A 26,459-nucleotide genomic window follows, 5' to 3' on the forward strand; every position below is an offset into this window, starting at 1 on the left:
ATGCCGTGTCACAACCCCCGCTGATGCCGAAAGCCACTGCGGTCTGGCTCGTGGAAAACACGTCGCTGACCTTCGAGCAGATCGCCGAGTTCTGCAAACTCCACCCGCTCGAAGTGCGCGGCATTGCCGATGGCGAAGTCGCCGCCGGCATCAAGGGCCTCGACCCGATCACCTCCGGCCAGCTCACCCGCGAGGAGCTCGAGCGCGCCGCCAAGAACCCGAACCACCACCTCAAGCTCGCCGAGCGCAAGGTGAAGGTGCCCGAAATCAAGCGCGCCAAGGGGCCGCGCTACACCCCCGTTTCCAAGCGCCAGGACCGCCCGAATGCGATCCTCTGGCTGCTGCGCAACCATCCTGAGCTCAAGGACGCGCAGATCATCCGCCTGATCGGCACGACCAAGTCGACCATCGCCCAGATCCGCGACCGCACCCACTGGAACGCGCAGACCCTGACTCCGGTCGACCCGGTCAGCCTCGGGCTCAGCTCGCAGATCGATCTCGACTTCGAGGTCGGCCGTGCCGCCAAGGACCGCCCTGCCGCGCTTGCGGAAGCAGGCTCGACCCTGCTCCCGGCCGAGGAGACCACCGCGCGGGAGCCGGCTCCTGCAAGCCAGCCCTTCGCCGACATGAGCAAGCCCAAGCGCGAGCAGGAAGCGGCCATCGACGTCGATTCCGTCTTCGCCAAGCTGAAGCAGCTCAAGCGCCCGGCCGACGAGGATGACGACATCTGAGGACGCTGAAGACCGACCGGCCTGCCTGTCGCGGAGAATGGCCTTGGCATCCGATCTTGCCTTCACCTTTCTCGGCACGGGCGCACCGCCGGTCAGCCTGCGGCGGGCCGGCCCATCCCATCTCGTTGAGGGAGCCGGCCGCAAGGTCCTGATCGATTGCGGTTCGGGCGTGAGCCAGCGCCTGGTCGCCGCCGGCCATCGAGGCGCCGATATCGACCTGCTCATCGTCACACATGAGCATTCCGACCATCTGGTCGATTTCTACCAGCTCGTAGTCTCGTCCTGGCATCAGGGCCGCGCCCGCCCCTGGCGCGTGCTGGCCCCTGCGCCTGCACTCGCCAATATGCGCGCGCAGTACGAGGGCTTTGCCCGCGAACGTGCCTTGCGCATTGCCTTCGAGAAACGGCCCGACGCCACGGGACTCGATGTGATATTCGAGGAACTGCACGAGGGCATCGTCGGGCTGGGTGAGCTCGCGATCGATGCCTTCCTGGTCGATCACCGGCCCGTCGAGCCCGCTTTCGGCCTCAAGATTTCACTTGCGGGCAGCAGGCTTGTGTTCTCGGGCGATACGCGGCTGACGCCCTCGCTCGAACGGGCCGCGCAGGACTGCGACCTCCTCGTCTGCGAAGTCTTCATCGACAGCCAGATGCCCGTCGTCGCCGGGATTCGCTCGGCCGAGACTGTCGCGGCCGTGCAGGCCTATCACATGACGCCCGCCGTGGTGGCGCGGCTCGCGGTCGAGGCTGGCGCAAAAATGCTCGCCCTGACGCATCTCGTCCCGCCCGGCGCCGACACCGCGTCCCTGGCCGGCGAGATCAGAGCCGCAGGCTATGCCGGCCCACTCATCGTCGGCGAAGACCTGATGGCGCTGGATGTCGGGGCTCGGCTGCTGCGCTGGGGCGGCGCGACGCTAGCTTTTTGAATCTCGCCGCAGCCGACCTGAAAATCGCTCTGGCGGGAGCGCTTCCTTTCACGCCGCCCGGCGGATCCGCGCCGGCCCATCCGAAAGTGTTCCGCTTCGGAGCGTGAACCGGGTGGTCAGTTGCTCCAGCGCGTCCGCCGTCTCGACCATGTTGCCGCCGGCCGCCGCGGTTCGGGCCGCCACCTGAGCATTGTCCTGCGTCAGGACATCCATTTGCTGCAAGGCGCGCTCGACATCGCCAATGCCTTGCGACTGCTCGCGTGTGGCCTCGCTGATATCCGCGAAGACCTGCGCCACAGCTCCCGCCTCCCGGGAGATCACGTTCAAGCTTTGCCCCGCTTCGCGGACCAGCTTCACGCCCTCGTCGACATGGAGCTTCGTGTCGCTGATCAGGACACGCACGTCGCGGGCAGCATCGGCCGATTGCTGGGCCAGGCGCCGGACCTCGGTCGCGACAACGGCGAAGCCGCGCCCGCCCTCCCCGGCGCGCGCCGCCTCGACCGAGGCATTGAGCGCGAGCAGATTGGTCTGGAACGCCAAACCGTCCATCACGCCGACGATATCGACGATCCGCTTGGCCTGCTCGTCGACGCGGTCGATCGCCTCGACCGCACGAGCGGCCACTGCGACGCCGCTATCGGCATTGTCGGCCGTGGCGCGCGCCTTGCGTGCTGCGTCCGAGACCATCCCGGCCGTCTGGCGCACCGTGGCGGCGATTTCCTCGACGGTCGCGGAGGTTTCCTCCAGGGACGCGGCCTGGCTCTCGCTGCGGTCCGACAGATCTCGTGTTGCCGAAAGAATCTCGTCCGCGGCCTGGTGGGTGGCAGAGGCGTTTCGCGCGACCGCTTCCAGCGCGTGCCCCAAGGTCTCGGTCGAGCGATTGAAGTTGCCGGCGACATCGGCCAGCCGGCCTTCAAAATCGCTCGCCATGCGCGCGGTCAGATCACCCGCTGCAAGCGCGGATAGAGCGCGATCCGTTTCGTCTAGAAAGCCTTCGCAGGTCAGCGTCAGTTCATTGATGCCCTGAACCAGTGAGCTCAGGCGGCCAAGCTCTGTGGTCTCCGCACTGCGCACGGAGAAATCTCCGCGCCTGGCGGCCTGCACCACCCCTTCAACCGCCGCCAGCAGCCGATCTTCGACCAGCGTGCGCTGCTCGTCTGCCTCAGCCGCCTCGCGACGAACCTCGCCCTCGCGCTCCTGGTTCGCGATAGCGGCGTCAGTCGCCGAATCCGCCACGCTCAGCGCCCATTCCAGACGCAGCGCCAACCAGGTCAGAGCCCCTGCCTCGGCAAGCAGGATCAGCGCATGCACGACCACGCGCGCAAATTCCGCGCCGTCCGGAAAGACGGCAAGCGGGTAGAGCATGTTCAGGACGAGATGATGCACGGCCACGACCGCAGTCGCGGTCAGGATCGCCCGCCAGCAGCACCAGGCCGTCGTGATCGCCAACCCGGCAAAGAAAGCCATGTGCATGTCGATCTGGTAGCGCGTGCCCTCGCATGCGAAGACGAGCAGCGCGACCTGTCCACAAAGCGCAACCGTCGATGTGACCCGGGTGGCAAGGCCGGTCCTGTCTCGTGACCAGGACAGTGCACCGGCTCCAGCGAGCAGGGCCGAGACGATGCCGATCGGGATCGCAGCGGGGTGGCCGGCAAACCACGCGATAGCTGTCGCCAGCGGGACCAGAGCCCATTGCCCGAGCATGAGAGGCGTCGTGAAGGCGTGGCGGATCGCGTCAAGGCTGCGGCTCATCGATGATGTCCTCGCGGGCGGTTCATGAACGCTTGGATTGCGGCAGGCAGCCGCCACGCCCGGCCGCGTCGATGACGAGCGAGGCACCTGCGCCGTAGAGGCGGCCGGCGAAGCCGGGCTGTTCCGACAGGGCAATGAGGCCGAATTCGCCAAAGCGCGACAGGATCGCGCCGCCGGCCAGTGCCACCGCCTCGGCAGCGCGTTCGCTGCTCGAGGCAAACACGATAACGCTGGCACGATCGCGCGGTGCCATGACCAGGAGAACAGGCATCGCGAAGGCCGCGAGTCCGAGAGCGACTGGTCTGACGACATCCCGGGCGATCGCAAATGGCTCCATCAAGCGCCTATACGCTAGCGAAATGTCGCATCCATCGGTTAATTCAATGTAAAATTGTGAATACTACCGCACCCTCTTTTGCGGATCAGGTTGCTACCCTCGCCCTCAAAACTTCCCCGATCTCGTCGAGTACTGCTGGATCGTCGATGGTCGCCGGCATGACATAGTCTTCGCCATCGGCGATCTTTTTCATCGTCGCGCGCAAGATCTTGCCGGAGCGTGTCTTCGGCAGGCGTGCCACGGTGACCGCGAGCTTGAAGGCCGCGACCGGGCCGATCTTGTCGCGCACCAGCGCGACCAGCTCCTTCTCGACCTCGGCCGGGCTCTGCGTCACACCTGATTTCAGCACGATGAACCCGCAGGGCTGCTCGCCCTTCAGTGCATCCCTGATACCGACCACGGCACATTCCGCCACGGCCGGATGCGAGGCGAGCACCTCCTCCATGCCGCCGGTCGAGAGCCGGTGACCCGCGACGTTGATGATGTCGTCGGTGCGGCCCATGATGAAGACATAGCCGTCCTCGTCGATGTAGCCGGCATCCGAGGTGTTGTAATAGCCCGGGAAGGCCGTGAGATAGGATTGCCGGAACCGCTCGTCGTCCTGCCACAGCGTCGGCAGGGCGCCAGGAGGCAGCGGCAGCTTGACCACGATCGCCCCCATGGTGCCGGCCGACACGGGTTTCCCGGCCTCGTCGAGGCAGTGCACGTCATAGCCCGGCAGCGGCACGGTCGGCGAACCGTGCTTCACCGGCAGGAGCTCCAGCCCAACCGGATTGCCGACCATGCAGGAGCCGCTCTCGGTCTGCCACCAATGGTCGATGACTGGGACCTTCAGCACCTCCTCGGCCCATTTCAACGTATCGGGATCAGCCCGCTCGCCGGCGAGGAAGAGCGTGCGGAAATGCGACAGATCGTAGCGTGCGAGATGGGTTGCCTGCGGATCCTCCTTCCGGATCGCGCGAAACGCCGTCGGCGCCGTGAACATCGCCACCGCCTTGTGCTCGGAAATGACGCGCCAGAAAGCGCCGGGATCGGGCGTGCCGACCGGCTTGCCCTCGTAGAGCACCGAAGTCGCGCCATGCAGCAGCGGGCCGTAGACGATATAGCTATGGCCGACGACCCATCCGACATCGGATGCGGTGAAAAAAACCTCGCCCGGCTTCACGCCGTAGAGGTTCTCCATCGTCCATTTCAGCGCAACCATATGGCCGCCATTGTCACGGACCACACCCTTGGGCCGCCCCGTCGTGCCTGATGTGTAGAGCACATAGAGCGGGTCCGTGGCGGCGACCTCGACGCAATCAGCCTGGCGTCCCGAGGCCGTGGCTGACGCGACCAGCGCCCGCCAGTTCCGGTCGCGGGTGACATGCATGGAGGCATCCGCCTGGGGACGCTGCAGCACGACGCAGGTTTCCGGCTTGTGGGCAGCGAGCGCGATCGCGCCGTCAAGCAGCGGCTTGTATTCGACGATGCGTGTCGGCTCGATGCCGCATGTCGCGGTCAGAATGACCTTTGGCCTGGCGTCATCGATGCGCGTCGCCAGTTCCTTGGCGGCAAAGCCGCCGAACACCACCGAATGCACGGCCCCGATCCGGGCGCAGGCCAGCATGGCAAAGGCTGCCTCCGGGATCATCGGCATGTAGATGATGACGCGGTCGCCCTTGCCGACGCCCAGATCCTCCAGCACGGCGGCAAGCGTCGCGACCTCGCCGAGCAGCTCACGATAGCTGTAGCTCGCCTTGGTTCCGGTGACGGGGCTGTCATAGATCAGCGCCGTCTGCTCGCCGCGCCCGTCACGCACATGCCGATCGAGCGCATTGAAACAGGTATTGCAGCTCGCATCCGGGAACCAGCGCCCATAGACACCGGCCTCGGCGTCGAAGATCACCTGCGGCGGCTTGACCCATTCGATCTCGCTTGCCGCCTCGCGCCAGAACTCGATCGGATCCGCCTGCCAGCGCGCATAGGTTTCGCGATAGCGGCTTGCATGCGTGGCATTCATCGGACGCGTTCCTCTTCGCCTGGTTCTGGCCTAGACCCGGAAAGCGGGTCGGGGCGATTTTGCGCGGGATCGTGCTCACTCTCCCCCGCCCGCGCAAGCACGCCACCGTCAGACTTTAGCTACGCATCTGCGCACGACCGCTGTCGCCCTCGCCCCCGGACAGCCATGAGCTTCGATCCAGCCTATCTCGCCGCGATGGTGCCTGCCGTCATCCTGGTCGGGCTCGCCAAGGGCGGCTTCTCGGGCCTGGGCCTGCTCTCGCTGCCGCTGATGGCTCTCGTGCTTCCACCGATCCAGGCGGCCGCGATCATGTTGCCCATCCTGATCGTGCAGGACATCGTCAGCGTCTGGGCCTATCGCCGCGAATTCGACAGACGCAACCTCGCGACAATGCTGCCCGGCGCCCTCCTCGGCGTGCTCGCGGGCTATGCATTGGCATCGCGGGTTTCCGATGCCGCGGTTGGTCTTTCGGTCGGCATCATCTCGGTTGCCTTCGCGGCCCGCCGGCTCTTCGCCGACCGCAAGGCTCAGCTGCCGGTCACGACGGCCGCTTTCGCGCCCGGCAGCTTCTGGGGCGCGGTCTGCGGCTTCACCAGCATGATCGCCCATGCCGGCGGCCCTCCCTTTCAGATCTACGTCATGCCGCAGCGCCTCTCGCCACCGACCTTCGTTGGCACGGGCGCGATCTTCTTCGCGCTGCTCAATCTCATGAAGGTCGGACCCTATATCGCGCTCGGCCAGTTCACCCGCGATAACCTTGCCGCGTCGGCGGCGCTGTTTCCGGTCGCGATCCTCGCAACCATCGCCGGCGTCTGGCTGGTGCGCCGCGTGCCGGCGGAACGCTTCTATACCATCATCTACTGGTTGCTGATTGCCGTCGGCAGCAAGCTGATCATCGACGGGCTCCTGACGCTGCGCCTCCATCCCTGACCCCGAGTCCAGCTGCGTCGATTGCGCCGCATCGGAAAAAGGGATGGATTACGGGAGAGCGCGGGACCGGCTAGATCATCGGACCGGATATCGTATCCGGTTCGATGATCTGGCCTTCTGTGTTTGCATCGGCTTTTCCGAAAACCGCAATCCACTTTTCGGGCCGATGCTTTAGATCCGAAGGCGACGCGACGGAAGAAGGCGCCCCGATGAAGACCTCGCCCTATGACATCGACCTCGACCGCAACCCGGCCAATTTCCAGCCGCTGACGCCGCTGGCCTTCCTCGAACGCGCCGCCGCCGTCTTCCCCAATCATGTTGCGATCATCCACGGCCCGCTGCGCCGGACCTATGCCGAATTCTATGCGCGATCGCGCAGGCTTGCCTCCGCGCTGGCGAAATACGGCATCGGCAGGGGCGATACCGTCGCAGCGATGCTGCCGAACACTCCCGCCATGCTCGAATGTCACTACGGCGTGCCGATGACCGGCGGCGTGCTCAACACGCTGAACACGAGGCTCGACGCCGCCATCATCGCTTTCTCGCTCGACCATGGCGAGGCCAAGGTGCTGATCACGGACCGCGAGTTCTCGAGCACGGTCAAGGCGGCGCTGGAACTCTGCAAGGTCAAGCCGCTGGTCATCGACTACGACGACCCGGTCTATGATGGCAGCGGCGAGCGGCTTGGCAGCGTCGAATACGAGGGTTTCCTTGCGAGCGGCGACCAGGACTTCGCCTGGACGCTACCGGTCGACGAGTGGGACGCGATCTCGCTGAACTACACATCCGGCACCACCGGCGACCCGAAGGGTGTGGTCTATCATCATCGCGGCGCCAATCTGCTCGCGACCTCCAATGTCGTGACCTGTGGCATGGGCCGGCATCCCGTCTATCTCTGGACGCTGCCGATGTTCCACTGCAACGGCTGGTGCTTCCCCTGGTCGATCTCGATCCTCGCCGGCACCCATGTCTGCCTGCGCCAGGTCCGCGCCAAGGCACTCTATGCGGCGTTGGCCGATCATGGCGTCACGCATCTTTGCGGCGCCCCCATCGTGATGTCGACGCTGCTCAACGCCCCACCGGAAGAGCGTCGCCACTTTTCGCAGAAGGTCTCGTTCTTCACCGCTGCCGCCCCGCCGCCAGAGGCCGTGCTCGCCGCGATGAAGCAGGCGGGGTTCGAGGTGACGCATCTCTACGGACTGACCGAAACCTACGGCCCCTCCGTCGTGAATGAGTGGCAGCGCGACTGGGATGCCCTGGACGCTGCGGACCAGGCCGCGCTGAAGGCGCGCCAGGGCGTGCGCTATCCGGCTCTGGAAGCCCTTGACGTGCTCGACCCGGAAACCATGCAGCCGGTCCCCCGCGATGGCCAGACACTCGGCGAGGTGATGTTCCGCGGCAATGTCGTGATGAAAGGCTACCTCAAGAATCCGAAGGCGACCGAGGCTGCTTTTGCCGGTGGCTGGTTCCATTCCGGCGACCTCGGCGTGCGTTATGCCGACGGTTATATCCAGCTCAAGGACCGCTCGAAGGACATCATCATCTCCGGCGGCGAGAACATCTCCTCGATCGAGGTCGAAGACGCGCTCTACAAGCATCCCTCCGTGCAATCCGCTGCGGTGGTCGCCAGGCCGGACGAGAAATGGGGTGAGACGCCCTGCGCCTTTGTCGAGCTCATGCCTGGGAAGAATGCGACGGAGGCCGAGATCATCGCCTTCTGCCGCGGGCTTCTGGCCTCGTTCAAATGCCCGAAGACGGTGGTCTTCACCGAGATCCCCAAGACTTCGACCGGCAAGATCCAGAAATTCAAGCTGCGCGAGATGGCACGGGCCCTTTAGAGCATCGGACCGAAAAGTGGAATCCGGTTTTCGGAAAAATCCGGTGCTCAAACAAAGAGATAGATCGCCCATCCTGCGTCCGAAAGGACGCACGGCGATCTAGCGCTGCGCGGAGCTTTCAGCGCGGCAAGTCCTTCAACGAACATGGCCTTCAACGAACATGGCCCTCGACGAAAGAGCCGGCCCCTCCTGGGACCGGCTCGATCGAAGCCATCCTATTCGGCGGGCGGTGGCTGCCCGGTGATCCCGCTCAATGCAGCGTCGGCTGCGGCATCGTCATTCTGACGCGCTCGATCTCTTCCTTCAGCAGCAGCTTCTTTCGCTTCAACTCGGACACACTCAGCGTATCGGAGGAAGGGCGCGCCGCGGCCTGGGCGATAGCTTCCTCGAGCTGGCGATGCTTGCGCTCGAGCTCGGCGAGATGGGTCTGCAGCGACATCTGGATTCTCCTGATGAGCGATTGACGGGGGAGTCTGACACAGAGCCGGCTTCAAGTCTCTGGGGCAGCAGTGCACTGCACCATGAGTTTCCGTGATCCTGGGCCTCTCCTTCCCGCAGGGCGCGAATGGCACGCGCCATCCCCGCGCGAAGCGACACAGCGCTCTTGCCGCGCCGCCCGCGCCTGAGCATAGTCGACCCCGATCGCGGCAATGATGAGACGGCTTCATGGGATTCGAGTTGAGCCCTGAGGAGATCGAGGCCTTCACGGCCGAGCTGGCTCGTCTACGCGAGGAGCATCGCGACCTGGACAGCGCCATCGATGCGCTGGAGCGCATGGGCGCGATCAACCAGATCCAGGTGCAGCGCCTGAAGAAGCGGAAACTCTATCTCAAGGACCGCATCACGCAGATCGAAGACGCGCTGACGCCCGACATCATCGCCTGATGCGGAAAACAGCACGCAGAACAATGATTTCGACGAATCGGAGCTTGCCTGTCGGGCTGCCCGCAGTTTAAGTCGCGCGCTTCCTCCCCTCGCATGGGAAGCGAGTGCACATGGCCGATACCAGCCCTCCCGTCGCCATCATCATGGGCAGCCAGTCCGACTGGGCAACGATGCGTCACGCGGCCGAAGTCCTCGACATGCTCGGCGTGGCCCACGAGGCTCGCATCATGTCCGCGCACCGGACCCCGGAACGCATGTTCTCCTTCGCCCGGGAAGCCAAGGCGAAGGGCTTCAAGGTCATCATCGCCGGCGCCGGCGGGGCAGCACACCTGCCGGGCATGACAGCGTCGTTGACGCCGCTCCCGGTGTTCGGAGTGCCGGTCGAATCCAAGGCTCTCTCCGGCCAGGACAGCCTGCTCTCGATCGTGCAGATGCCGGCGGGCATCCCGGTCGGCACGCTTGCCATCGGCCGCGCCGGGGCGGTCAATGCCGGCCTCCTCGCCGCGGCTGTGCTCGCCCTGAGCGACGAATCCCTGGCCGCGCGGCTGGAAGACTATCGCAGCCGCCAGAGCGGGGCCGTGGCCGAATTCCCCAGGGACGACGCATGAGCACGCCCGACCCGCGCGGGCTTGGCCCCGGCGCCATGCTCGGCATCCTCGGTGGTGGCCAGCTTGCCCGCATGATTGCGCTCGCGGCCGCCGATCTCGGCATTCGCGCCCATATTTTCGCGCCCGAGGCCGATAGTCCGGCTTTCGACGTCGCCGCCCGCCATACGATCGGCGCCTATGAAGACGAGGCTGCACTTGCCGGCTTTGCCGATGCGGTCGACCTCGTCACCTATGAGTTCGAGAATGTGCCGCATGCGACGGCGGCCTTCCTCGCCGCGCGCACGCCGCTTCATCCCGGCGCACGCGCGCTGGCCGTGACGCAGGACCGGCTGAGCGAAAAGAGCTTCGTCGCCGATCTGGGGCTGGCGGTTGCGCCGTTCCGCGCCGTCGATTCGCTGGCCGACCTCGAGCGTGCCGTCGCCGAACTCGGCCGCCCCAGCGTCCTGAAGACGCGCCGCTTCGGCTATGACGGCAAGGGCCAGGTGAAGATCGCGGCTGATACCGATCTGGCCGAAGCCTATGAGGTGATCGGGCATTTCCCCGCCATCCTCGAAGGTTTCGTCAGCTTCAGCCGGGAAGTTTCGGTCGTCGCAGCCCGCAATACCGCCGGCGACTTTGCTGCATTCGATCTCTGCGAGAACGAGCATCGCGATCACATCCTCGCCTTCACGCATGTGCCGGCGCAGGTGGCGGCCGAGACCGCTGCCGACGCCATCGAGGCGGCGCGCAAGATCGGCGAGGCGCTCGGCTATATCGGCGTCTTCGCCGTCGAGATGTTCGTGGTTGGCGAGGGGGCTGGCGAAACCGTCATCATCAACGAGATCGCGCCCAGAGTGCATAATTCCGGGCACTGGACCAGCGAAGGCGCCGAGACCTCGCAATTCCACCAGCATGTTCGCGCCGTCTGCGGCCTGCCGCTTGGATCCGCCGCCCGTCGCGGCACTGTCGAGATGGAAAACCTCGTCGGCGACGCGGCTCTCCGCTGGCGGGAGATTCTGGCCGAGCCGGGCGCGCATCTGCACCTCTACGGCAAGCGTGATGCCCGCCCCGGCCGCAAGATGGGCCATGTCACACGGCTGAAACCGGCTCTCTCGTAAGCTGATCCCTCAAGGACGCGGGGCCATTCCTGTAGCCTTGTCCGGACAAATCCCGTAGCGCCTCTCTGCCCTCGATTTCTCCACGTTTTCCGGCTCTTCCGGCGTGGACAGCCGAATTGAATTCTGTTATCCGCACAACCCTTCCTGCAAGTTGAGAAACTTCGCCGGACCCGAAATCTTGACCAACCCGCTAAAGACGGACAATCACGTGCAGGTTCTCGTTCGCGACAACAATGTCGATCAGGCTCTTCGCGCCCTCAAGAAGAAGATGCAGCGCGAAGGCATTTTCCGTGAGATGAAGCTCCGCGGTCATTACGAAAAGCCTTCCGAGAAGAAGGCGCGCGAGAAGGCGGAAGCCGTCCGCCGCGCCCGCAAGTTGGTCCGCAAGAAGCTGCAGCGCGAGGGCCTTCTGCCCGCGCCGGTGAAGCCCAAGCGCCCCTGATCTCCGGCTGAGGGCGGCCGCATGGGCCGCTTCGCACGGATGCGTCATGTCGAAACAGCGCCTGGAGCCTCTCCGGGCGTTGTTGCTTTTTCGGCGGCGTTAACCAAAGCTTGGCAGGATACAGGCGTTCTCGGGTGAAGGGGCGCTGTCGGCTGGGGAGCGCAATCAAGTCAGGGCGACCGACACGGTCGGCCATGGCAGTCGAGGCACAGAACCGGGACCGATGAGGCAGAGCATGTTTCGAGGCAAGAGCTGGCTGGCTGCAGCCGGCATCGCCGTCGCGCTGGCAGGATGCGACACCGTTTCCAATCTGGGCTCACAGAGCGCAGTTGCTGAAATCGACGCCGAATCGGCCGCCAATGCGAGCGTGAACATCGGCTCGCTCAGTGAAGTCATCAACCGCAACCCGAACGATCCGCAGGCCTATAACACCCGCGGTGCGGCCTATGCCCGTGCCGGCCGGTACTCCGACGCGATCGCCGACTTCACCAAGGCGGTGCAGATCGACCCGAACCTCGCCTCGGCCTACACCAACCGCGCCCTGGCACTGCGCCAGAGCGGCCGCAACGATGCGGCAATGGCGGACTTCAATCGCGCCACCACCGCCGCCCCGAACTATGCGCCGGCCTATATCGGCCGCGCCAACCTGCTGCGGCAGCAGGGCAACAGTCAGCAGGCGCTGGCAGACCTCAACACCGCCATCCGCCTCAATCCAGAATCGGCGGAAGCCTTCCATGCCCGCGGTCTGGTCTATCAAAGGGAAGGCCAGCACCAACACGCGATCACCGATTTCGACTCGGTCATCGATCGCAATCCCTACAATGCCCCGCCCTATACTGCCCGTGGCCAGAGCCTGATCGCGGTCGGAAAGTTCGAGCAGGCGATCGAGGACTTCACCGCCTCGCTCAATGTCGACAACCGCAACGCCGAGGCCTGGGCCGGTCGCGGGCTCGCCAGCGAAAAGCTCGGCAAGAAGACCGAAGCGGCCGAGAACTATCAGCGCGCCCTCAGCCTGGACAGCAACAACGCAACCGCTCGCACCGGCCAGGCGCGCCTCGGCGGAGGCGGCATCTTCCGCTGACCGCGGCGCAGGCCGCCGCGCTATTCGGCGGCGCGGTTTTCCTGGCCGGCAATGGCACCGTTGGTCACATTGGCCAGGAAGCGCCGGATTTCCGGCAGCGAACCATGCGCCGGCAGATCCTCGTGACCGCCGGTGGGAAAGCGGACGAAGCGTTTCGGCATGTTCGCCATTTCGTAGAGCGCCTGCCCCTGCGCGAAGGGAATGACGCCGTCGCGCCCACCATGCAGCACGAGCAGCGGCGCGGTGACGCGGCCGATGACTGCGTCCGACCGGAACTGGTCCTTCATCAGCCAGGCAACTGGAACGAAGGGATAGGCGAGTTGTGCCACTGCGGCCGTCGACAGATAGGGCGCCTCGAGAATCACGGCCCTGAGCGGCCGCTCCGCGGCGAGCTTGAGCACAACCCCGGTGCCCAGGGATTCGCCATAGCCGACCAGCCGATCGACGCCGAAGCGTGTGACGGCAGCGTCATAGGCCGCTCGCGCATCGAGCAGCAGCCCCTCTTCCGACGGTCTGCCGCTAGACCCGCCATAGCCGCGATAGTTCACGGCGAAGAGCCCGGTCCCGTCCTCGGACAGGCCACGGAAGCGCGCCTGGCGGATCGGCGTCGCGAAATTGCCGGCATTGCCATGGAAGAACAGCAGCACCGGCTTGCCCTCGCGTGGCGGCACCACCCAGGCGATCAGCCGCTCGCCATCGGCGGCGGTCAGGGGTGTCTCCTCGACTCCCGGTAGATTGGCGACAGCGATATCCGCACGCGCAGGGTCGCGCGGATATAAAAGCTCGCGCTGCATGACGTAGAGCAGCGCCAGAAAGGCGAGATAGAGGACAATTCCAGCGAACGCGAGATGGCGCATGAGATTCATGCCGGCGATGGTCCCCGATCACCGTGACGGCTCTGCGACGCTCAGTCCAGCACCTTCATCATATCGAGGGACGCCGTCTCGAAGCCTGCTCGGCGATAGGCCTTGAGGGCGAGATCATTGCCCGCGAGCACACCGAGATGGAGCACCTTGCGTCCCGTCGCCCGTGCAAAGCGCTCCGCTTCCGCCAACAGGATCTGACCGATGCCGGTGCCGCGCTGAGCGGCGCCAACGACGATGTTCTCGATATAGACGTGATCGCGCAGGTGTTCGTGGACGAATGGACCGGTCCGACCAAGCTGCAGCGCGAGATAGCCGACGACGCGGCCCTCGCTCTCGGCAACCATCAGTGCACCGCCGGTCTCGACCGCCTTCTCGCTGTCATCTGCCAGGCAGGCTGCGGCCACCTCGGCCCCGGTTCCCCGCTCCGGGCTCAGGCTTGCCTCATGGGCGGTCAGTTCCAGCAGCAGCGCCAGCACAGCAGGACGGTCCGCCTCCGCCATCGGCCTGATCGTTATACCCACCGTTGAAACTCCAAGAGGAAAGGGCCAGCGAGACGCCGGCCCCTCGCGACTTGCCGTGGTCCGGTGGCTTAGTGCGCCATTGCCTTGACGATTTCGTCGGTGACCTTCTTGGCATCCCCGAACAGCATCATGGTGTTGGGCATGAAGAACAGCTCGTTCTCGACACCGGCATATCCCGAGCCCATGCCGCGCTTGATGAAGAGCACGGTCTTGGCCTTTTCGACATCGAGGATCGGCATGCCGTAGATCGGCGACTGCGGATCGGTCTTGGCCGACGGGTTGGTGACGTCGTTGGCGCCGATGACGAACGCGACATCCGCCTGGCCGAACTCGGAGTTGATATCCTCGAGCTCGAAGACCTCGTCATAGGGCACGTTCGCTTCGGCGAGCAGCACGTTCATGTGCCCGGGCATGCGGCCTGCGACCGGATGGATGGCGTATTTGACCTCGACGCCTTCCTTCTTCAGCACGTCGGCCATCTCGCGCAGCGCATGCTGGGCTTGCGCCACCGCCATGCCGTAGCCCGGCACGATGATGACCTTGCCGGCATTCTTCATGATGAAGGCCGCATCGTCAGCCGAGCCCTGCTTCACCGGGCGAGCCTCTGTGGCGCCACCGGCTGGGCCAGCGGTCTCGCCACCGAAGCCCCCAAGGATGACCGAGATGAAGCTCCGGTTCATGCCCTTGCACATGATGTAGGACAGGATCGCACCGGAGGAGCCGACCAGCGCGCCGGTGATGATCAGCGCCATGTTGCCGAGCGTGAAGCCGATGCCGGCCGCTGCCCAGCCCGAATAGGAGTTGAGCATCGAGACGACGACCGGCATGTCCGCGCCGCCGATCGGCACGATCAGCAGCACGCCGAGCGCGAAGGAGACGAGCACGATCAGCCAGAAGACGACGTGGCTCTCGCTCTTCAGGAAGATCAGCAGCAGCACGACCAGCGCGATGCCAAGGCCGATATTGATGCCGTGGCGCTGCGGCAGCATGATCGGCTTGCCGCTCATGCGCCCGTCGAGCTTCAGGAAGGCGATGATCGAGCCTGTGAAGGTGATCGCGCCGATGGCGCAACCCAGCGCCATCTCGAACAGGCTCGCGCCCTTGATCTTGCCGACCTGGCCGATGCCGAAAGCCTCCGGCGCGTAGAGCGCCGCCGCTGCGACCAGCACCGCCGCCAGACCGACCAGCGAGTGGAAGAAGGCGACGAGCTGCGGCATCTGCGTCATCTGCACGCGCCGGGCCATGAAGGCGCCGATGCCACCACCGATGGCGATACCGAGAACGACCAGGAACCAGCCGGAGAAGCCGGAAGGCGGATAGAAGATCACGGTAGTGGCAATGGCGATGCCCATGCCGACCATGCCGTAGAGATTGCCCTGGCGTGAGGTCGTCGGGTGCGACAGGCCCCGTAGGGCCATGATGAACAGGACGCCGGAGACGACGTAGAGAAGGGCGGAGAAATTGGCGGCCATGTGCGCTCAGCCCTTCTTCTTGTACATCGAGAGCATGCGCTCGGTGACGAGGAAGCCGCCGAAGATGTTCACGGACGCCAGGACCAGCGCGATGAAGCCGAAGACCTTGGCCCAGATCGGGCCGTCGCCCAGAGCGGGTGCCGCATTCACACCTACGGCGAGAAGCGCGCCGACCACGATCACGGAGGAGATCGCGTTGGTCACCGACATCAGGGGTGTGTGCAGCGCCGGCGTCACCGACCAGACGACATAGTAGCCGACGAAGACCGCGAGCACGAAGATCGCAAGCCGATAGATCGTCGGATCCACGCCGGTAGCGACACCGGCCACCGCCGCCGCCTGGTCGGCATAGCGCTCCGCCAGTTCTGCGGCCTGTTTCGCAAGGGCAGCCGCCGAGCGGGCCTGCTCGAGCGCTTGTTCAGGTGTCGGATTAGCCATGGTCGGACACTCCCCCTACCTATGCTTCAGGCCTTCGGCGCGAAATTCGGATGAACCACGGCACCGTCCCGGGTCAGCGCGGTTGCCTTCACCAGCTCGTCGTCCCAGTTCACGGCGAGCTTCTTCTCGGCCTTGTCGATCAGCGTTTCGACGAAGGCGAAGAGATTCTTGGCGTAGAGGCTGGAGGATGTCGCAGGCAGGCGCCCCGGCACATTGAGATGGCCAACGATCTTTACGCCATTCGGCGCGGTCACGATCTCGCCCGGCTTGGCGAGTTCGCAATTTCCGCCGCGCTCGACAGCGAGATCGATGATCACCGAACCCGGCTTCATGCTTTCGACCATCGCGGCGGTGATCAGCTTCGGCGCCGGGCGGCCCGGAATCAGCGCGGTGGTGATGACGATGTCCTGCTTGGCGATGTGGCCAGCGGTGAGCTCGGCCTGCTTCGCCTGGTATTCCCCGGACATTTCCTTGGCGTAACCGCCGGCGGTCTGCGCCTGCTTGAATTCCTCGTCCTCGACGGCGAGAAATTTTGCACCGAGCGACTCGACCTGTTCCTTGGTGGCGGGGCGCACGTCGGTCGCGGTGACGATGGCGCCGAGACGCCGCGCGGTCGCGATCGCCTGCAGGCCGGCGACGCCGACGCCCATGATGAAGATCTTCGCCGCGGGAACCGTGCCCGCCGCCGTCATCATCATCGGCAGCGCCCGGCCATATTCGGCGGCGCCGTCGATCACGGCCCGATAGCCGGCGAGATTGGCTTGGGAGGACAGCACGTCCATCACCTGCGCACGGGTGATGCGCGGCATGAACTCCATGGCGAAAGCCGCCACATTGGCTTTGGCAAGGCCTTCGACGGCCGCCTCGTTGCCATAGGGATCCATGATGCCGATGACGAGCGCGCCCGCCGGCAGGCCGGCAAGTTCGCCCTCAGCCGGACGGCGCACCTTGAGAACGATATCGGCGCCCTTCAGCGCCTCCTTGGCGTTCTTCGCGATGGCCGCGCCGGCAGCCTGGTAGTCCGCATCGGTAATTCCGGAAGCGAGCCCCGCCCCCTTCTCCACTGCGACATCGGCCCCGAGGCCAATGAACTTGCGGACGGTTTCCGGCGTCACGGCGACGCGGGTTTCCGTCCCTTGCGTTTCGGCTGGGACAGCAATGCGCATGGCAGGCGGGGCCTTTCCGGCGTTACATGAGGAGGAGCGCGAGCAGCATCAGCACCAGCGGAACCGCCGGAGCGCGCCACGACAGCGAGGGAGCGGCAATGCCGACGCCCGTGCCGACGAGGGTCAGGAGTGTGCCGACGACCGCGGTACCCCAGGCATGCTTGGTCCCGCCGACCGCCAGTGCCGCCACGATGGCAAGGCAGGCGGCAGTGGTCACTTCGGCGATGTGGACGAAGCCGCGATAGGTCCGGTCGTGCTCCTGATAATCCATCTGCGGAGCATCGGCTGCGCTGTGTCCGTGGTGGGCCATAAAAACTGTTCCCGCATAAAAAGGTCTCATTGCCGTGTAGCGCACCAGCGAAGGGTCTGGCAACGCGTCAACACGCCATCACTGCCTGTTTCGAAGGCATTTCAGGCAGTGAAACCGCCCACTTTCCGGCCGTCGGAGAGCCGTGGGGATCCCGGGCCGAACATCCTCCTCAATGCGCAGGACCAAGCCCGGCGCGATCGAGCGCTTTCGCCTGAACCGCGGCCACGTGCTCGGTCGAGAAATTCTCGATTTCCTGCTCGAACAGGCGGTGGAAATTCAGCTCGGCATCGAGATGCAGGAAGACGCCGCCGAGGCCGATCGCGGCGCGGTCCATGAAGACGAATTCACGCGGTACGGTCACCGGCCCGCGCTTCTTCAGCGCCTGATGCACCTGGAAAGCCTGCTTGCGCCCATATTCCGCCGGACTGACATCTTCGGCGATGCGCCGCGTCCTGTCCTCCAGCAATGGCCCGTAGATGAAACGCGCCCAGATGTTGAGGGTGTCGACCAGATCCTTGGTCAGCCCCTTGAAGCCCCAGGTTTCATAGGCGTGGATGACGCGCGCCTGATCGTTCTCGAGGAGGCCGCGATAGAGATCGACCACGCCGCCGACGAAGGAGGGCGGGAAGATCCGGATGCAGCCATAGTCGAGCAGGTTGATGCCCTGCGGCGCGCCATCCTCCGAGAACACCGTGTAGTTTCCGAGATGCGGATCGCCATGGATGACGCCGTGATGGCTGAAGGGGCGCCACCAGGCACGAAACATCGCGGTCGAGATCCGGTCGCGGGCTTCCTGTTCGTCCTGCTTGTGGTCGAGGATTCGATCGCCCTCAAGCCAGTGCATGGTCAGTAGCCGCCGGGTCGACAGCCCCGCTTCCAGCGCCGGCACGCGCACGTCCGGCGTCTCGGCCAGCATCGCACGGTAGAGCGCGATATGTTTCGCCTCGCGGATGTAGTCGAGTTCCTCTCGCACCCGCGCGCCGATTTCCTTGGCGATCTCGGTCGTGTCGATCACCGGATCCATGCGCCGGTGCAGCGCGAACAGGATGTCGAGCTGGGCGATATCGGCCTCGACCGCCGATTCCATGTCCGGATATTGCAGCTTGCAGGCGACCGGCACACCATCATGCGTCGTCGCCCGGTGCACCTGGCCGAGCGAGGCTGCCGCCGCTGGCTTCAGGTCGAACTCGGCAAAGCGCGCGCGCCATTGCGACCCGAGCTCCGCCATCATCCGGCGTTTGACGAAGGCCGGCCCCATCGGCGGCGCCTGCGATTGCAGCTTCTGCAGTTCGGCGGCGTATTCCGGCGGCACGACGTCGGGAATGGTGGCGACGAGCTGCGCCACCTTCATGATCGGTCCCTTCAGCCCGCCGAGCGCCTTGGCGAGCGCCTCGGCATTGCTGAGATTGCGGCCCTCCAGCCCGAGCAGCCGCGTCCCGGCAATGCGCGCCGCGACCCCGCCGACATTGGCCCCGACGCGGGCGTAACGCGCCGCGCGGGCGGTGAAACGATTGGCTTCGCTGTCGCGTTCGGACATGTCGCTCACAGGATCGGTGGCGGGGTCGAGCCCAGGATGTAGGGCACGATCACGGCAGAACCAATGCCGCATGATGCCCCGCCGGCGCAGCACGGTATGGCGAGAGCCCGGCGTCCTTCACTCGATGAAGGCCGCGAGGTTCGCCAGCGTCGACCTCAAGCCGACATCGTGATCCTCCTTCCGGATGCCCGCGGGCACATTCTCGCAGAGAATGGTGACCTCGGCCCCGCCCAGGACTGAGGCCAGGCTCCATGTCATCGTCATCACGCCGGCGAAGGAGGGATCCTCCGATACGAACTCCACCGACTGCACGACCCGCTCGTCCAAAACCAACTCCAGAAAACGCCCTTGAACGACGTCGGTGTCTTCAGAGGTCTTGCCGGGCCCAGAGTGCTGCGATGCCTCATAGGTCAGGACCATGCGATAGCGTCCACCCTCCCGCGGCTCGAACGAAAGAATCTCGCCCCTCATGCCCTGCGGCGGGAGCCATGACGCCAACGACTTGGGGTCAAGGAGGGCCCTGTAGATGGCTTGCGGCGATGCTTGCACAACTCTCGAGGCGGAGTCCGTTCTCGTCTTGCCGATAGGATTGATCACGGCGTCCCTCCTTTCGGACGGCACTTCATGCTGTTCAACTGCGGCATCCTTGGCCAGCAATATTCGGGACCCGATCTCCTTTCGATATCATGCTGAGCACTCAAAACGGCGCAGGCGGCCAGCACCACTGGGGAGCTTTGTGAAGCGACCGCCAGCAGCCCTCCGTCCAGGTCGACCTGTGACTGGGACTTCTCAATTCCGCGCCGCCAGGTCGGACCGGACCTCCGCCGCATTGACGACCCGGCCACCAGCGGCCTCGACGCGTTTGACAGCTTCGGCGATCAGCGCGGCGTTGCTGCGTGTCTCGCCGAAGGGCGCGTCTTCCAATCCGGCACGAACATGCACGCCGCGCGCGACCGCGTGCGGGATCAGGCCGCCGAGTTCGACGCCGAGCCCCGCAATCATCACCGGCGCCCGCGGCGCAACCTCGGCGAGCAGCGCGAGATGGGCCTCGAGCGCATAGGCTTTCGGCGGGAAGCCCCAGGCAAAGGCGTCCGAGAACATCAGCCGGTAGATCGGCATCGGCATATCGGGATAGGCCTTGGCCAGCGCCGCCCCCAGGCGTGTGAAGCCCGGCTCGTAGATGGCATAGCTCGGATGGACCTTGTGACGCTGCGCCACTTCCATGCCCTCGCGAATATGTTCGCCGGGATTCTGGTAGATGAAGCCTGCCTCGCCCTGCGGGATTCCGGCGAAGGTCGTCCAGTTGCAGGATCCCGGATCGAGCACGCCCCACTCGGCCAGGCCGCGCTTCGCCAGCTCCTCCAGATGCCAGTAGCGGCCGGAGCCGACGATATCGCCAGCATAGCCGGAGCCGACGATCGGGATGGTCGGATAGACGATGGCATCGACCTTGGCGCGGATGCCCTCGATCGCCTGCGCATAGAGCTCCCAATCGTCGCGCTGGCGGCCGGTCACGACGTCATAGACGTGAAGATGGACGATCGCTGCCCCTGCCTCGACCGCCGCAATGCCATCGGCGACGATTTCAGGGATGCTGATCGGAATGCCGGGCTGGCGCTCCCTGCCCCAGGGGCCGTTGATCGCGGCTTCGATCCAGATCGCTGTGCTCACGGCGTTTCGTCCTCAGGCCAGGTTTCGGGAACCGAGCGACCGTCCCCTCCGGATTCGATGCAAGTGAGAAACGAGACTCGTCATCAGTGCAACAGCGCGGTGAGCAAATGCACCTGCTTTAGCCTTGCCAGCGGCCGGCGCGAGCAAGCTAGTATGGGCAAAAAGCGGGGAGGAACGCATGGGGCTCCATTTCGAGGATTTTGACCTCGACAGCAGCATCAAGACCCGCGGGCGCACCGTCGGCGAGGGCGACATCACGCTGTTCGCCGGCCTATCCGGCGATTTCAACCCGCTCCACGTCGACAGCGAATACTGCGCCGGCACGCCATTCGGCGAGCGCATCGCCCATGGCCCGCTGACGCTCGCGATGGCGATCGGCCTGATGTCGCAGCAGAACCTGATCGATGCCACCACCATGGGCCTGCTTGATCTGCACTGGACCTTTGCCGGACCGGTGAAGATCGGCGACACCGTCCATGCCGTCGTCACGCCGGTCGAGAAGGCGCCAAGCCGCAAGCCGGACCGCGGCATCGTGACCCTGCGCCTCGATGTGCACAACCAGCGCGGCGAGCACATTCAGACCGGTCATCTCAAGCTGCTGATGAAGCGCCGCACCGGGGAGCCGAGCTGATGCTGGAACGGCGCGCCACCTTTCGCGAGACCTTTGACCGGTTCGCCTGGCAGATCCCCGAGCGGTTCAATATCGGCGTCGCAGCCTGCGACCGCCATGCCGATGGAAGCGGCAAACCGGCGCTGATCTATGAGGACCAGGGCGACAACATCGCGACGATGAGCTTCGATACGCTCAAGCTCTGCACGAACCGGCTTGCCAATATGCTGCGCGCCCATGGCGTTAAACCGGGGGAACGCGTCGGCATTCTGCTGCCGCAACGCCCGGAAACGGCGATGGCTCACCTCGCCGTCTACAAGATGGGCGCGATCGCATTGCCGCTTTTCACCCAGTTCGGGCCGGACGCGCTCGAACATCGGCTGCAGCATAGCGGCGCCTGCACGTTGATCACCGATGGCGAGAACATCGGCAAGATCGAAGCGATCCGCGAGAGCCTGCCGGAACTCAGGCGGATCTTCCTGATCAACGGCGCGGGCCATCTCGATTTCTGGAGCGAACTGAACAAGGCGTCCGACACGTTCACGCCGCTCGACACCACGCCCGACGATCCGGCGCTGATCATCTACACCTCCGGCACCACGGGAAAGCCCAAGGGCGCGCTGCATGTCCACCGTGTGCTGCTCGGCCATCTGCCTGGCGTGCAATTGCCGCAGGAGTTCTTCCCGCAAGCCGGCGATCTGTTCTGGACGCCGGCCGACTGGGCCTGGGCTGGCGGGTTGCTCGATGTGCTGCTGCCGAGCCTGTATTTCGGCATTCCCGTGCTGGCCTCGCGTTCCCGCAAATTCGATCCGGAGGCAGCCTTCGACCTGATGGCGCGCCACGGGGTCCGCAACGCCTTTCTGCCGCCGACAGCGCTGAAGCTGATGCGACAGGTTCAGAATCCGAGGGATCGCTTTGCCTATGCAATGCGCTCGATCGGCACCGGCGGCGAGACGCTGGGTTCCGATATGCTGGCCTGGAGCAAGGAAACCTTTGGCTTCGAGGTCAACGAATTCTACGGCCAGACCGAGGCCAATCTGATCGTCTCCAACTGCGCCAGCCTGTTCCCCGTCAGGCCGGGCTCGATGGGCCGCGCTGTTCCCGGTCATCGCGTCGCGGTGATCTCGCCTGAGGGTGCGATCCTGCCCGCCGGCGAACAGGGCTTGATCGCTGTCGCGCGGCCGGACCCGGTGATGATGCTGGAATATTGGTGCCAACCCGAGGCGACGGCGGCGAAGTTCATCGGCGACTGGCTCGTCACCGGAGACACCGGCACCTGCGACGAGGACGGCCATTTCTGGTTCCTGGGCCGCGATGACGACATCATTTCCAGCGGCTCCTATCGCATCGGCCCCGGCGATATCGAGGACTGTATCATCCGCCACCCCGCCGTGCTGATGGTCGCGGTGGTCGGCAGCCCGGACCCGGTGCGGACCGAGGTGGTCAAGGCCTTTGTCCTGCCGAAACCGGAGATCCTCGCCTCGCCGACGCTGGCCGCCGAGATCCAGGACTTCGTCAAATCGCGCCTCGCCGCCTACCAGTATCCGCGCGAGATCGAATTCGTGACGGAACTGCCGATGACCCCGACCGGCAAGATCAGGCGCAAGGATCTGCGGGACCGGGAGGTCGCGAAGAAGCGGGACGGCAAATAGCCAGGCGAAGGCGGATCAAAGCCAGGTCTTCATAAGGAAGGCCCCTGTCGCCTCGAACAGCCCGAAGCGCGCATGTTCGAGATGCATCAGATGCGTGCCCGCGGGAATGACGACATCTCCGGTCTCGCTTGCGCCAAGCCGCTCGCGCAGCCACTGCGCATCGCTATCCCGGCACAGACTGTCCCAGGCGCCACGCACGATCAGGGTCGGTGCAGTGATTTGAGACGGGTCGTAGCCGAGCCGCCCCGACCAGGCCGAGGAGATATCGGCACGGGGGCCCGAGGGGATCTTGACCGCCGGTTCAGGCCTTCGGCTGGAGGCTTGCGCATCGCTGGCGAGATAGGCCGGGCCCCAATCAGCGAGCCTGGGCTCGATCAGGACCGGTGGGTGACCTTGCGGGACATCCTCGATAAAGCGCGCGAGTTGGTCGGCGACCGAGACGAGACGCCATGCCCCTATGCCCTCGGGCGCAGCGAGGCCTGGAGTCTTGCGCTGCGCGATGGGCCCGAACAGGACCAGTCGCTCGACACGCTCCGGATGCAGCGAGGCATAATGCCCGACGACGATCGTGCCCCAGGAATGCGCGACGAGCGACACCCGGGCTTTTCCGGTGACGTCCAGGACATGCTCGATCACCCGCGCCAGCTGTTGTGCCGCCTCCAGCGCAGGCCCGGACGGTGGATTGCTATGGGCTGGGCCCGAGAAGCTGGCTGGCCGGTCCGAGCCACCATAGCCCGCGAAATCAAAGCCCCAGACATCGAAGCCACGTTCCTGCAGGTCGTCCAACCAGGACCGCCCGTCGAATCGGTAGGCAACAGAAAGGGCTGATGGAAAGGTCGCGCCATGGACATAGACGACGCTCGGCCCGGCCCCAGCCGCCCGCCGGACCAGCAAGCCGGGCGTCTCCGACGTTCCGGCCAAGCGCATGACCTCGCCCGCCTCGGCGGCATGCGCTGCATTGATCGAAGCTGTGTTCATGGCCAACTCCCGCCCTCGCTGGGTGGGCGGGAGACTGCCCTTTCGAACACTCACTGACACCTGGAAACACTTCGGCGCCGACCGAAGGTTCTGTGGGATTGCCTGTCTGGTTGCCTCACAAAGCCTCGAGCACCAGCTCGAAGGTCATCAACACCGGATTGTCGCCGCGTCTCAGGCGCCCCTGAGCCATCGCGCCGGTGAAATCGACCAGCGCCACATCGATCTCCGCAGCAAGCCTCCCCTGCACGGGTTCGATAACCCCTGCCTGGATCGCGACTTCGGTCGCAAAATTCTCGACGATCCGGCCATCTCCGAAATGCGCGCCGATCGTGCTGCCGACGCCGCCATGGATCACGGCCCGCCGGATGCCGCGTTCGACACAGAACTCTTCCAGCACCGCGGTGAAATCGACATTCGGGCACACCCGCAGGGCAAAATAGCGCCCTTCGCGCGATGCCCCGGAGAACGGCACCGCGACCGGGCCGAACAGCTTGAAATTCGTCTCCGGATCGGGCGCTGCCGCAAAACCGGCGCCATCGAGGCCGAGCGCCGGCACGGTGATGGACTCGGCGAGCACAGTTTCGTCCGGCAGGATATGACCGCCACTCGTCTTGCCGTCGGCTTCCGTCCAGAGCGCGTGGCAGTGGAAGAAGGGTGCTCCATCACGCAGGCCGAAGGTCATCGCCCCCGTCTCGACGCGCGTTACGCCGGCCGGCCGAAACGTGTCGCTATAGAAGGCGGCATGCTCGGGTGTCTTCGAGAGCGCCGGCATGACATAGGCGAAGGGTCCGAGTGGGAGCCCGTCGACCGTGACCACGCCACTGGTGAAGCCCATTGCCGCAAAGCCACGACGCACCGCCTCCAGAAGTGGAAGCCCGGCCGCGAGAGGCATCGCGAAACGTCGGCCATGCGCTTCGACCCATTGGATGCGCTGAGGCGCAGCGGGACCGGGCTGGGTGATCTGCCGCATCATCTTTCGCCCCGCATCCGGGCGAGCTCGCCACGCGCTTCAAGCTCGTCCTTAACCAGCCGCTTCGGCACCTTGCCGTAACCTGACTTCGGCAGCGCCTCCCAGAACAGGAAGCGCTTCGGCATCTTGTAGCGGGCGATCTTGGCGGAGAGGAATTCGGCGAGTTCCGCCTCGCTGGCCTGCGCGCCCGAACAGGCGACGCAGACGGCAATACCGATCTCGCCCCAGACCGGATCGGGCACGCCGACCACGGCGACCTCCGCGATCGCCGGATGGGTCAGGATCTTCTCCTCGATCTCGCGCGGATAGATGTTCGAGCCACCGGAAATGTACATGTCGGAGGCGCGCCCGGTGATGTAGACAAAGCCCTGTTCGTCCATGTGACCGAGATCGCCGGTACGGAACCAGCCGTCGCGGAAGGATTTCGCATTGGCCTCGGGGTTGTCGTAGTAGCCCGCGAACACCGCCGGACCGACGACGCAGATCTCGCCCTGCTCCCCTGCCGGAACCTCGCGCCCCTGATCATCCTGGATCTGGACCTGCATTCCCGTGCGCTCGAAGCCGCAGGTCCCGATGCGCGCATTCGGACCGTCTTCGGGATCATGCAGGGCGGGCGGAAGCACCGTGATATTGCCGGTGACCTCGCCGAGCCCGAAATATTGCACGATCACCTTGCCCAGCTTGGCAAGCGCCGCCTTCTGGTCCTCGCGGTACATCGGCGCGCCGGCATAGATGACATAGCGCAGCGAGGAGTGGTCATGCGTGTCGACGGCCGGATGCTCGACCAGCATCTTCAGGATCGTCGGCACGGTGAAGATATTGGTGATGCGATGGCGCGCGATCAGGCGATAGGCCTCGTCGACGTCGAAACGCTCCGACGGCAGCAGGATCGTCGGCGCACCGCGCGCCGAGATGACGAGCTGGTGCACGCCCGCGCCATGCGAGAGCGGCGCGACCACGAGCGAGGCATCCGCTTCCGTCGTTCCCGGCATCAGGTCGCAGAGGTGATTGGTGACGACGAAGCCCATCTGGCCATGGGTGAGCACCGCGGCCTTCGAGCGGCCCGTGGTACCCGAGGTGAAGAAGAACCAGCAGGGATCGTCGTGCTCGACGGCGGCAATGGCAACGCGTGCGCTGGCATTGCGCGCAATCATCTCGCCGACTTCAGCCTCACCAAAAGCTCCCGCCCCGATGCGCCAGGTAAAGGCCGGCGCCGGCTCCGCAACAGCCACGGCCGCGGCATGCTCCGGAAAATCGCCATGGCACAGGAAGGCTTTTGCACCGGACGCCGTCGCGAGATAGGCGACCTCGTCCGGCAGCAGCCTGAAATTGGTCGGCACCCAGACGGCCCCAAGCCGAAAGGCCGCGAACATCGAGAAGAACATCGCCTCGCAGTTCTTCGAATGAACCAGGACGCGGTCCCCTTTGCCGATGCCCCGCGCCGCCAGCGCCGCGGCCAGCGCCGAAACCTGCGCATCGATCTCGGCCCATTTCCACTGCCTGTCACCCCAGACGAAGCCGGGACGCTGGCCGAAGCGGCGCGCGTTCTGGGTGACGATATGGGCAAGGTTCATCACGCGGCGCGTCGCGGGTGCGACGCCGCCCCGCGGGGCGGCCTGATCGGCTAGGGCTTCGGTCAC

Annotated in this window: 27 protein-coding genes; 11 read left to right on the top strand and 16 right to left on the bottom strand. The window is 65.3% G+C overall.

Annotated features, from left to right (window positions below; all coding sequences use genetic code 11):
* Positions 1-5 precede the first annotated feature (5 nt).
* Together FG93_RS21945 and FG93_RS21950 are read left to right on the top strand one after the other, a co-directional pair.
* The gene (locus tag FG93_RS21945) at positions 6-731 is read left to right on the top strand and encodes a DUF1013 domain-containing protein (protein WP_043238461.1); all 726 of its coding nucleotides are present in this window, start codon (positions 6-8) and stop codon (positions 729-731) included.
* A 43-nt stretch (positions 732-774) separates the two neighbouring features.
* The gene (locus FG93_RS21950) at positions 775-1,656 is read left to right on the top strand and encodes an MBL fold metallo-hydrolase (RefSeq protein ID WP_200878140.1); all 882 of its coding nucleotides are present in this window, start codon (positions 775-777) and stop codon (positions 1,654-1,656) included.
* A 48-nt stretch (positions 1,657-1,704) separates the two neighbouring features.
* On the opposite strand, the gene FG93_RS21955 is transcribed toward FG93_RS21950, so the two are convergent.
* The 3 genes from FG93_RS21955 to FG93_RS21965 all read right to left on the bottom strand — a co-directional run bounded on the left by FG93_RS21955 (position 1,705) and on the right by FG93_RS21965 (position 5,747).
* A complete protein-coding gene (locus FG93_RS21955) occupies positions 1,705-3,408 on the bottom strand; it encodes a methyl-accepting chemotaxis protein (protein ID WP_052514033.1) in 1,704 nt (567 codons plus the stop codon).
* Between the two features lie 22 nt (positions 3,409-3,430).
* The gene (locus FG93_RS32535) at positions 3,431-3,679 is read right to left on the bottom strand and encodes a hypothetical protein (protein ID WP_152579561.1); all 249 of its coding nucleotides are present in this window, start codon (positions 3,677-3,679) and stop codon (positions 3,431-3,433) included.
* 151 nt (positions 3,680-3,830) lie between these two features.
* Positions 3,831-5,747 carry a propionyl-CoA synthetase gene (locus tag FG93_RS21965; RefSeq protein ID WP_043238467.1) on the bottom strand — a complete coding sequence of 639 codons (1,917 nt, stop codon included), beginning with the start codon at positions 5,745-5,747 and terminating at the stop codon, positions 3,831-3,833.
* A gap of 165 nt (positions 5,748-5,912) precedes the next feature.
* Between FG93_RS21965 and FG93_RS21970 the strand changes: the two genes are divergently transcribed.
* Together FG93_RS21970 and FG93_RS21975 are read left to right on the top strand one after the other, a co-directional pair.
* Positions 5,913-6,677 (top strand): sulfite exporter TauE/SafE family protein, encoded by a 765-nt coding sequence (locus FG93_RS21970; RefSeq protein WP_043238469.1) that lies wholly within the window; start codon positions 5,913-5,915, stop codon positions 6,675-6,677.
* Between the two features lie 209 nt (positions 6,678-6,886).
* Positions 6,887-8,515 (top strand): acyl-CoA synthetase, encoded by a 1,629-nt coding sequence (locus FG93_RS21975; protein ID WP_043238470.1) that lies wholly within the window; start codon positions 6,887-6,889, stop codon positions 8,513-8,515.
* Positions 8,516-8,765: 250 nt separating this feature from the next.
* On the opposite strand, the gene FG93_RS21980 is transcribed toward FG93_RS21975, so the two are convergent.
* The gene (locus tag FG93_RS21980; RefSeq protein ID WP_043238472.1) at positions 8,766-8,954 is read right to left on the bottom strand and encodes a DUF465 domain-containing protein; all 189 of its coding nucleotides are present in this window, start codon (positions 8,952-8,954) and stop codon (positions 8,766-8,768) included.
* A 227-nt stretch (positions 8,955-9,181) separates the two neighbouring features.
* Here FG93_RS21980 and FG93_RS21985 point away from each other — a divergent pair, with 227 nt between their 5' ends.
* The 5 genes from FG93_RS21985 (at position 9,182) to FG93_RS22005 (ending at position 12,628) form a co-directional block, all read left to right on the top strand.
* Positions 9,182-9,400 (top strand): YdcH family protein, encoded by a 219-nt coding sequence (locus FG93_RS21985; protein ID WP_043238474.1) that lies wholly within the window; start codon positions 9,182-9,184, stop codon positions 9,398-9,400.
* Positions 9,401-9,510: 110 nt separating this feature from the next.
* Positions 9,511-10,008, top strand: a complete 498-nt coding sequence (purE, locus tag FG93_RS21990; RefSeq protein ID WP_043238477.1) for a 5-(carboxyamino)imidazole ribonucleotide mutase — start codon at positions 9,511-9,513, stop codon at positions 10,006-10,008.
* Positions 10,005-11,105, top strand: coding sequence for a 5-(carboxyamino)imidazole ribonucleotide synthase (locus FG93_RS21995; RefSeq protein ID WP_043238479.1), 1,101 nt, complete (start codon positions 10,005-10,007; stop codon positions 11,103-11,105). The genes purE and FG93_RS21995 overlap by 4 nt, the downstream gene beginning before the upstream one ends.
* A gap of 208 nt (positions 11,106-11,313) precedes the next feature.
* Positions 11,314-11,547: a 30S ribosomal protein S21 gene (gene rpsU / locus FG93_RS22000; RefSeq protein WP_038359685.1), complete on the top strand. Its 234-nt coding sequence runs from the start codon at positions 11,314-11,316 to the stop codon at positions 11,545-11,547.
* A gap of 235 nt (positions 11,548-11,782) precedes the next feature.
* Positions 11,783-12,628, top strand: a complete 846-nt coding sequence (locus tag FG93_RS22005; RefSeq protein WP_244448686.1) for a tetratricopeptide repeat protein — start codon at positions 11,783-11,785, stop codon at positions 12,626-12,628.
* Positions 12,629-12,648: 20 nt separating this feature from the next.
* Here the strand turns inward: FG93_RS22005 and FG93_RS22010 are convergent, their stop codons facing one another.
* The 9 genes from FG93_RS22010 to FG93_RS22050 all read right to left on the bottom strand — a co-directional run bounded on the left by FG93_RS22010 (position 12,649) and on the right by FG93_RS22050 (position 20,609).
* Complete coding sequence (locus FG93_RS22010) at positions 12,649-13,494, bottom strand: alpha/beta hydrolase (RefSeq protein ID WP_244448687.1); 846 nt, start codon at positions 13,492-13,494, stop codon at positions 12,649-12,651.
* 41 nt (positions 13,495-13,535) lie between these two features.
* Complete coding sequence (locus FG93_RS22015) at positions 13,536-13,994, bottom strand: GNAT family N-acetyltransferase (protein WP_052514034.1); 459 nt, start codon at positions 13,992-13,994, stop codon at positions 13,536-13,538.
* A gap of 89 nt (positions 13,995-14,083) precedes the next feature.
* Entirely contained in the window at positions 14,084-15,487 is a 1,404-nt protein-coding gene (locus FG93_RS22020) for an NAD(P)(+) transhydrogenase (Re/Si-specific) subunit beta (protein WP_043238486.1), read from the bottom strand.
* A gap of 6 nt (positions 15,488-15,493) precedes the next feature.
* A complete protein-coding gene (locus FG93_RS22025; RefSeq protein ID WP_043238489.1) occupies positions 15,494-15,925 on the bottom strand; it encodes an NAD(P) transhydrogenase subunit alpha in 432 nt (143 codons plus the stop codon).
* Positions 15,926-15,951: 26 nt separating this feature from the next.
* Positions 15,952-17,091, bottom strand: a complete 1,140-nt coding sequence (locus tag FG93_RS22030; protein ID WP_043238492.1) for a Re/Si-specific NAD(P)(+) transhydrogenase subunit alpha — start codon at positions 17,089-17,091, stop codon at positions 15,952-15,954.
* Positions 17,092-17,113: 22 nt separating this feature from the next.
* Positions 17,114-17,401 carry an aa3-type cytochrome c oxidase subunit IV gene (locus FG93_RS22035; RefSeq protein WP_043238494.1) on the bottom strand — a complete coding sequence of 96 codons (288 nt, stop codon included), beginning with the start codon at positions 17,399-17,401 and terminating at the stop codon, positions 17,114-17,116.
* Between the two features lie 169 nt (positions 17,402-17,570).
* Entirely contained in the window at positions 17,571-18,938 is a 1,368-nt protein-coding gene (locus FG93_RS22040) for an AarF/ABC1/UbiB kinase family protein (RefSeq protein ID WP_043238496.1), read from the bottom strand.
* Positions 18,939-19,055: 117 nt separating this feature from the next.
* Positions 19,056-19,559, bottom strand: coding sequence for an SRPBCC family protein (locus tag FG93_RS22045; protein ID WP_348270493.1), 504 nt, complete (start codon positions 19,557-19,559; stop codon positions 19,056-19,058).
* 168 nt (positions 19,560-19,727) lie between these two features.
* Positions 19,728-20,609 (bottom strand): 3-keto-5-aminohexanoate cleavage protein, encoded by an 882-nt coding sequence (locus FG93_RS22050; RefSeq protein WP_244448688.1) that lies wholly within the window; start codon positions 20,607-20,609, stop codon positions 19,728-19,730.
* Between the two features lie 178 nt (positions 20,610-20,787).
* On the opposite strand from FG93_RS22050, the gene FG93_RS22055 reads away from it, so the two are divergent.
* The gene (locus FG93_RS22055; RefSeq protein ID WP_043238498.1) at positions 20,788-21,240 is read left to right on the top strand and encodes a MaoC/PaaZ C-terminal domain-containing protein; all 453 of its coding nucleotides are present in this window, start codon (positions 20,788-20,790) and stop codon (positions 21,238-21,240) included.
* Entirely contained in the window at positions 21,240-22,871 is a 1,632-nt protein-coding gene (locus FG93_RS22060; RefSeq protein ID WP_043238501.1) for an acyl-CoA synthetase, read from the top strand. Before FG93_RS22055 ends, FG93_RS22060 begins: the two co-directional genes overlap by 1 nt.
* 15 nt (positions 22,872-22,886) lie before the next feature.
* Here FG93_RS22060 and FG93_RS22065 read toward each other — a convergent pair whose 3' ends face one another.
* The 3 genes from FG93_RS22065 to FG93_RS22075 form a co-directional block, all read right to left on the bottom strand.
* The gene (locus FG93_RS22065) at positions 22,887-23,849 is read right to left on the bottom strand and encodes an alpha/beta fold hydrolase (protein WP_043238502.1); all 963 of its coding nucleotides are present in this window, start codon (positions 23,847-23,849) and stop codon (positions 22,887-22,889) included.
* Between the two features lie 115 nt (positions 23,850-23,964).
* Positions 23,965-24,819: a DUF296 domain-containing protein gene (locus tag FG93_RS22070; protein ID WP_043238657.1), complete on the bottom strand. Its 855-nt coding sequence runs from the start codon at positions 24,817-24,819 to the stop codon at positions 23,965-23,967.
* Positions 24,819-26,459, bottom strand: a complete 1,641-nt coding sequence (locus FG93_RS22075; RefSeq protein ID WP_280114152.1) for an acyl-CoA synthetase — start codon at positions 26,457-26,459, stop codon at positions 24,819-24,821. Before FG93_RS22075 ends, FG93_RS22070 begins: the two co-directional genes overlap by 1 nt.

This window comes from Allobosea sp. LC85 (assembly GCF_000735605.1).
In the GTDB taxonomy this organism is placed as follows: Bacteria; Pseudomonadota; Alphaproteobacteria; order Rhizobiales; family Beijerinckiaceae; genus Allobosea.

Bases quoted from the DNA above. Each gene is read 5' to 3' on its own strand.
- FG93_RS22060 (WP_043238501.1), top strand. From the start codon at position 21,240: ATGCTGGAACGGCGCGCCACCTTTCGCGAGACCTTTGACCGGTTCGCC.
- FG93_RS22040 (WP_043238496.1), bottom strand. From the start codon at position 18,938: ATGTCCGAACGCGACAGCGAAGCCAATCGTTTCACCGCCCGCGCGGCG.
- FG93_RS22025 (WP_043238489.1), bottom strand. From the start codon at position 15,925: ATGGCTAATCCGACACCTGAACAAGCGCTCGAGCAGGCCCGCTCGGCG.
- FG93_RS22055 (WP_043238498.1), top strand. From the start codon at position 20,788: ATGGGGCTCCATTTCGAGGATTTTGACCTCGACAGCAGCATCAAGACC.
- FG93_RS21985 (WP_043238474.1), top strand. From the start codon at position 9,182: ATGGGATTCGAGTTGAGCCCTGAGGAGATCGAGGCCTTCACGGCCGAG.
- FG93_RS22035 (WP_043238494.1), bottom strand. From the start codon at position 17,401: ATGGCCCACCACGGACACAGCGCAGCCGATGCTCCGCAGATGGATTAT.
- FG93_RS21965 (WP_043238467.1), bottom strand. From the start codon at position 5,747: ATGAATGCCACGCATGCAAGCCGCTATCGCGAAACCTATGCGCGCTGG.
- FG93_RS22010 (WP_244448687.1), bottom strand. From the start codon at position 13,494: ATGAATCTCATGCGCCATCTCGCGTTCGCTGGAATTGTCCTCTATCTC.
- FG93_RS21995 (WP_043238479.1), top strand. From the start codon at position 10,005: ATGAGCACGCCCGACCCGCGCGGGCTTGGCCCCGGCGCCATGCTCGGC.
- FG93_RS22005 (WP_244448686.1), top strand. From the start codon at position 11,783: ATGTTTCGAGGCAAGAGCTGGCTGGCTGCAGCCGGCATCGCCGTCGCG.
- FG93_RS21970 (WP_043238469.1), top strand. From the start codon at position 5,913: ATGAGCTTCGATCCAGCCTATCTCGCCGCGATGGTGCCTGCCGTCATC.
- FG93_RS21975 (WP_043238470.1), top strand. From the start codon at position 6,887: ATGAAGACCTCGCCCTATGACATCGACCTCGACCGCAACCCGGCCAAT.
- FG93_RS22065 (WP_043238502.1), bottom strand. From the start codon at position 23,849: ATGAACACAGCTTCGATCAATGCAGCGCATGCCGCCGAGGCGGGCGAG.
- FG93_RS22070 (WP_043238657.1), bottom strand. From the start codon at position 24,819: ATGCGGCAGATCACCCAGCCCGGTCCCGCTGCGCCTCAGCGCATCCAA.
- FG93_RS21955 (WP_052514033.1), bottom strand. From the start codon at position 3,408: ATGAGCCGCAGCCTTGACGCGATCCGCCACGCCTTCACGACGCCTCTC.
- FG93_RS22030 (WP_043238492.1), bottom strand. From the start codon at position 17,091: ATGCGCATTGCTGTCCCAGCCGAAACGCAAGGGACGGAAACCCGCGTC.
- FG93_RS21980 (WP_043238472.1), bottom strand. From the start codon at position 8,954: ATGTCGCTGCAGACCCATCTCGCCGAGCTCGAGCGCAAGCATCGCCAG.
- FG93_RS22020 (WP_043238486.1), bottom strand. From the start codon at position 15,487: ATGGCCGCCAATTTCTCCGCCCTTCTCTACGTCGTCTCCGGCGTCCTG.
- purE (WP_043238477.1), top strand. From the start codon at position 9,511: ATGGCCGATACCAGCCCTCCCGTCGCCATCATCATGGGCAGCCAGTCC.
- FG93_RS22015 (WP_052514034.1), bottom strand. From the start codon at position 13,994: ATGGCGGAGGCGGACCGTCCTGCTGTGCTGGCGCTGCTGCTGGAACTG.
- FG93_RS32535 (WP_152579561.1), bottom strand. From the start codon at position 3,679: ATGCCTGTTCTCCTGGTCATGGCACCGCGCGATCGTGCCAGCGTTATC.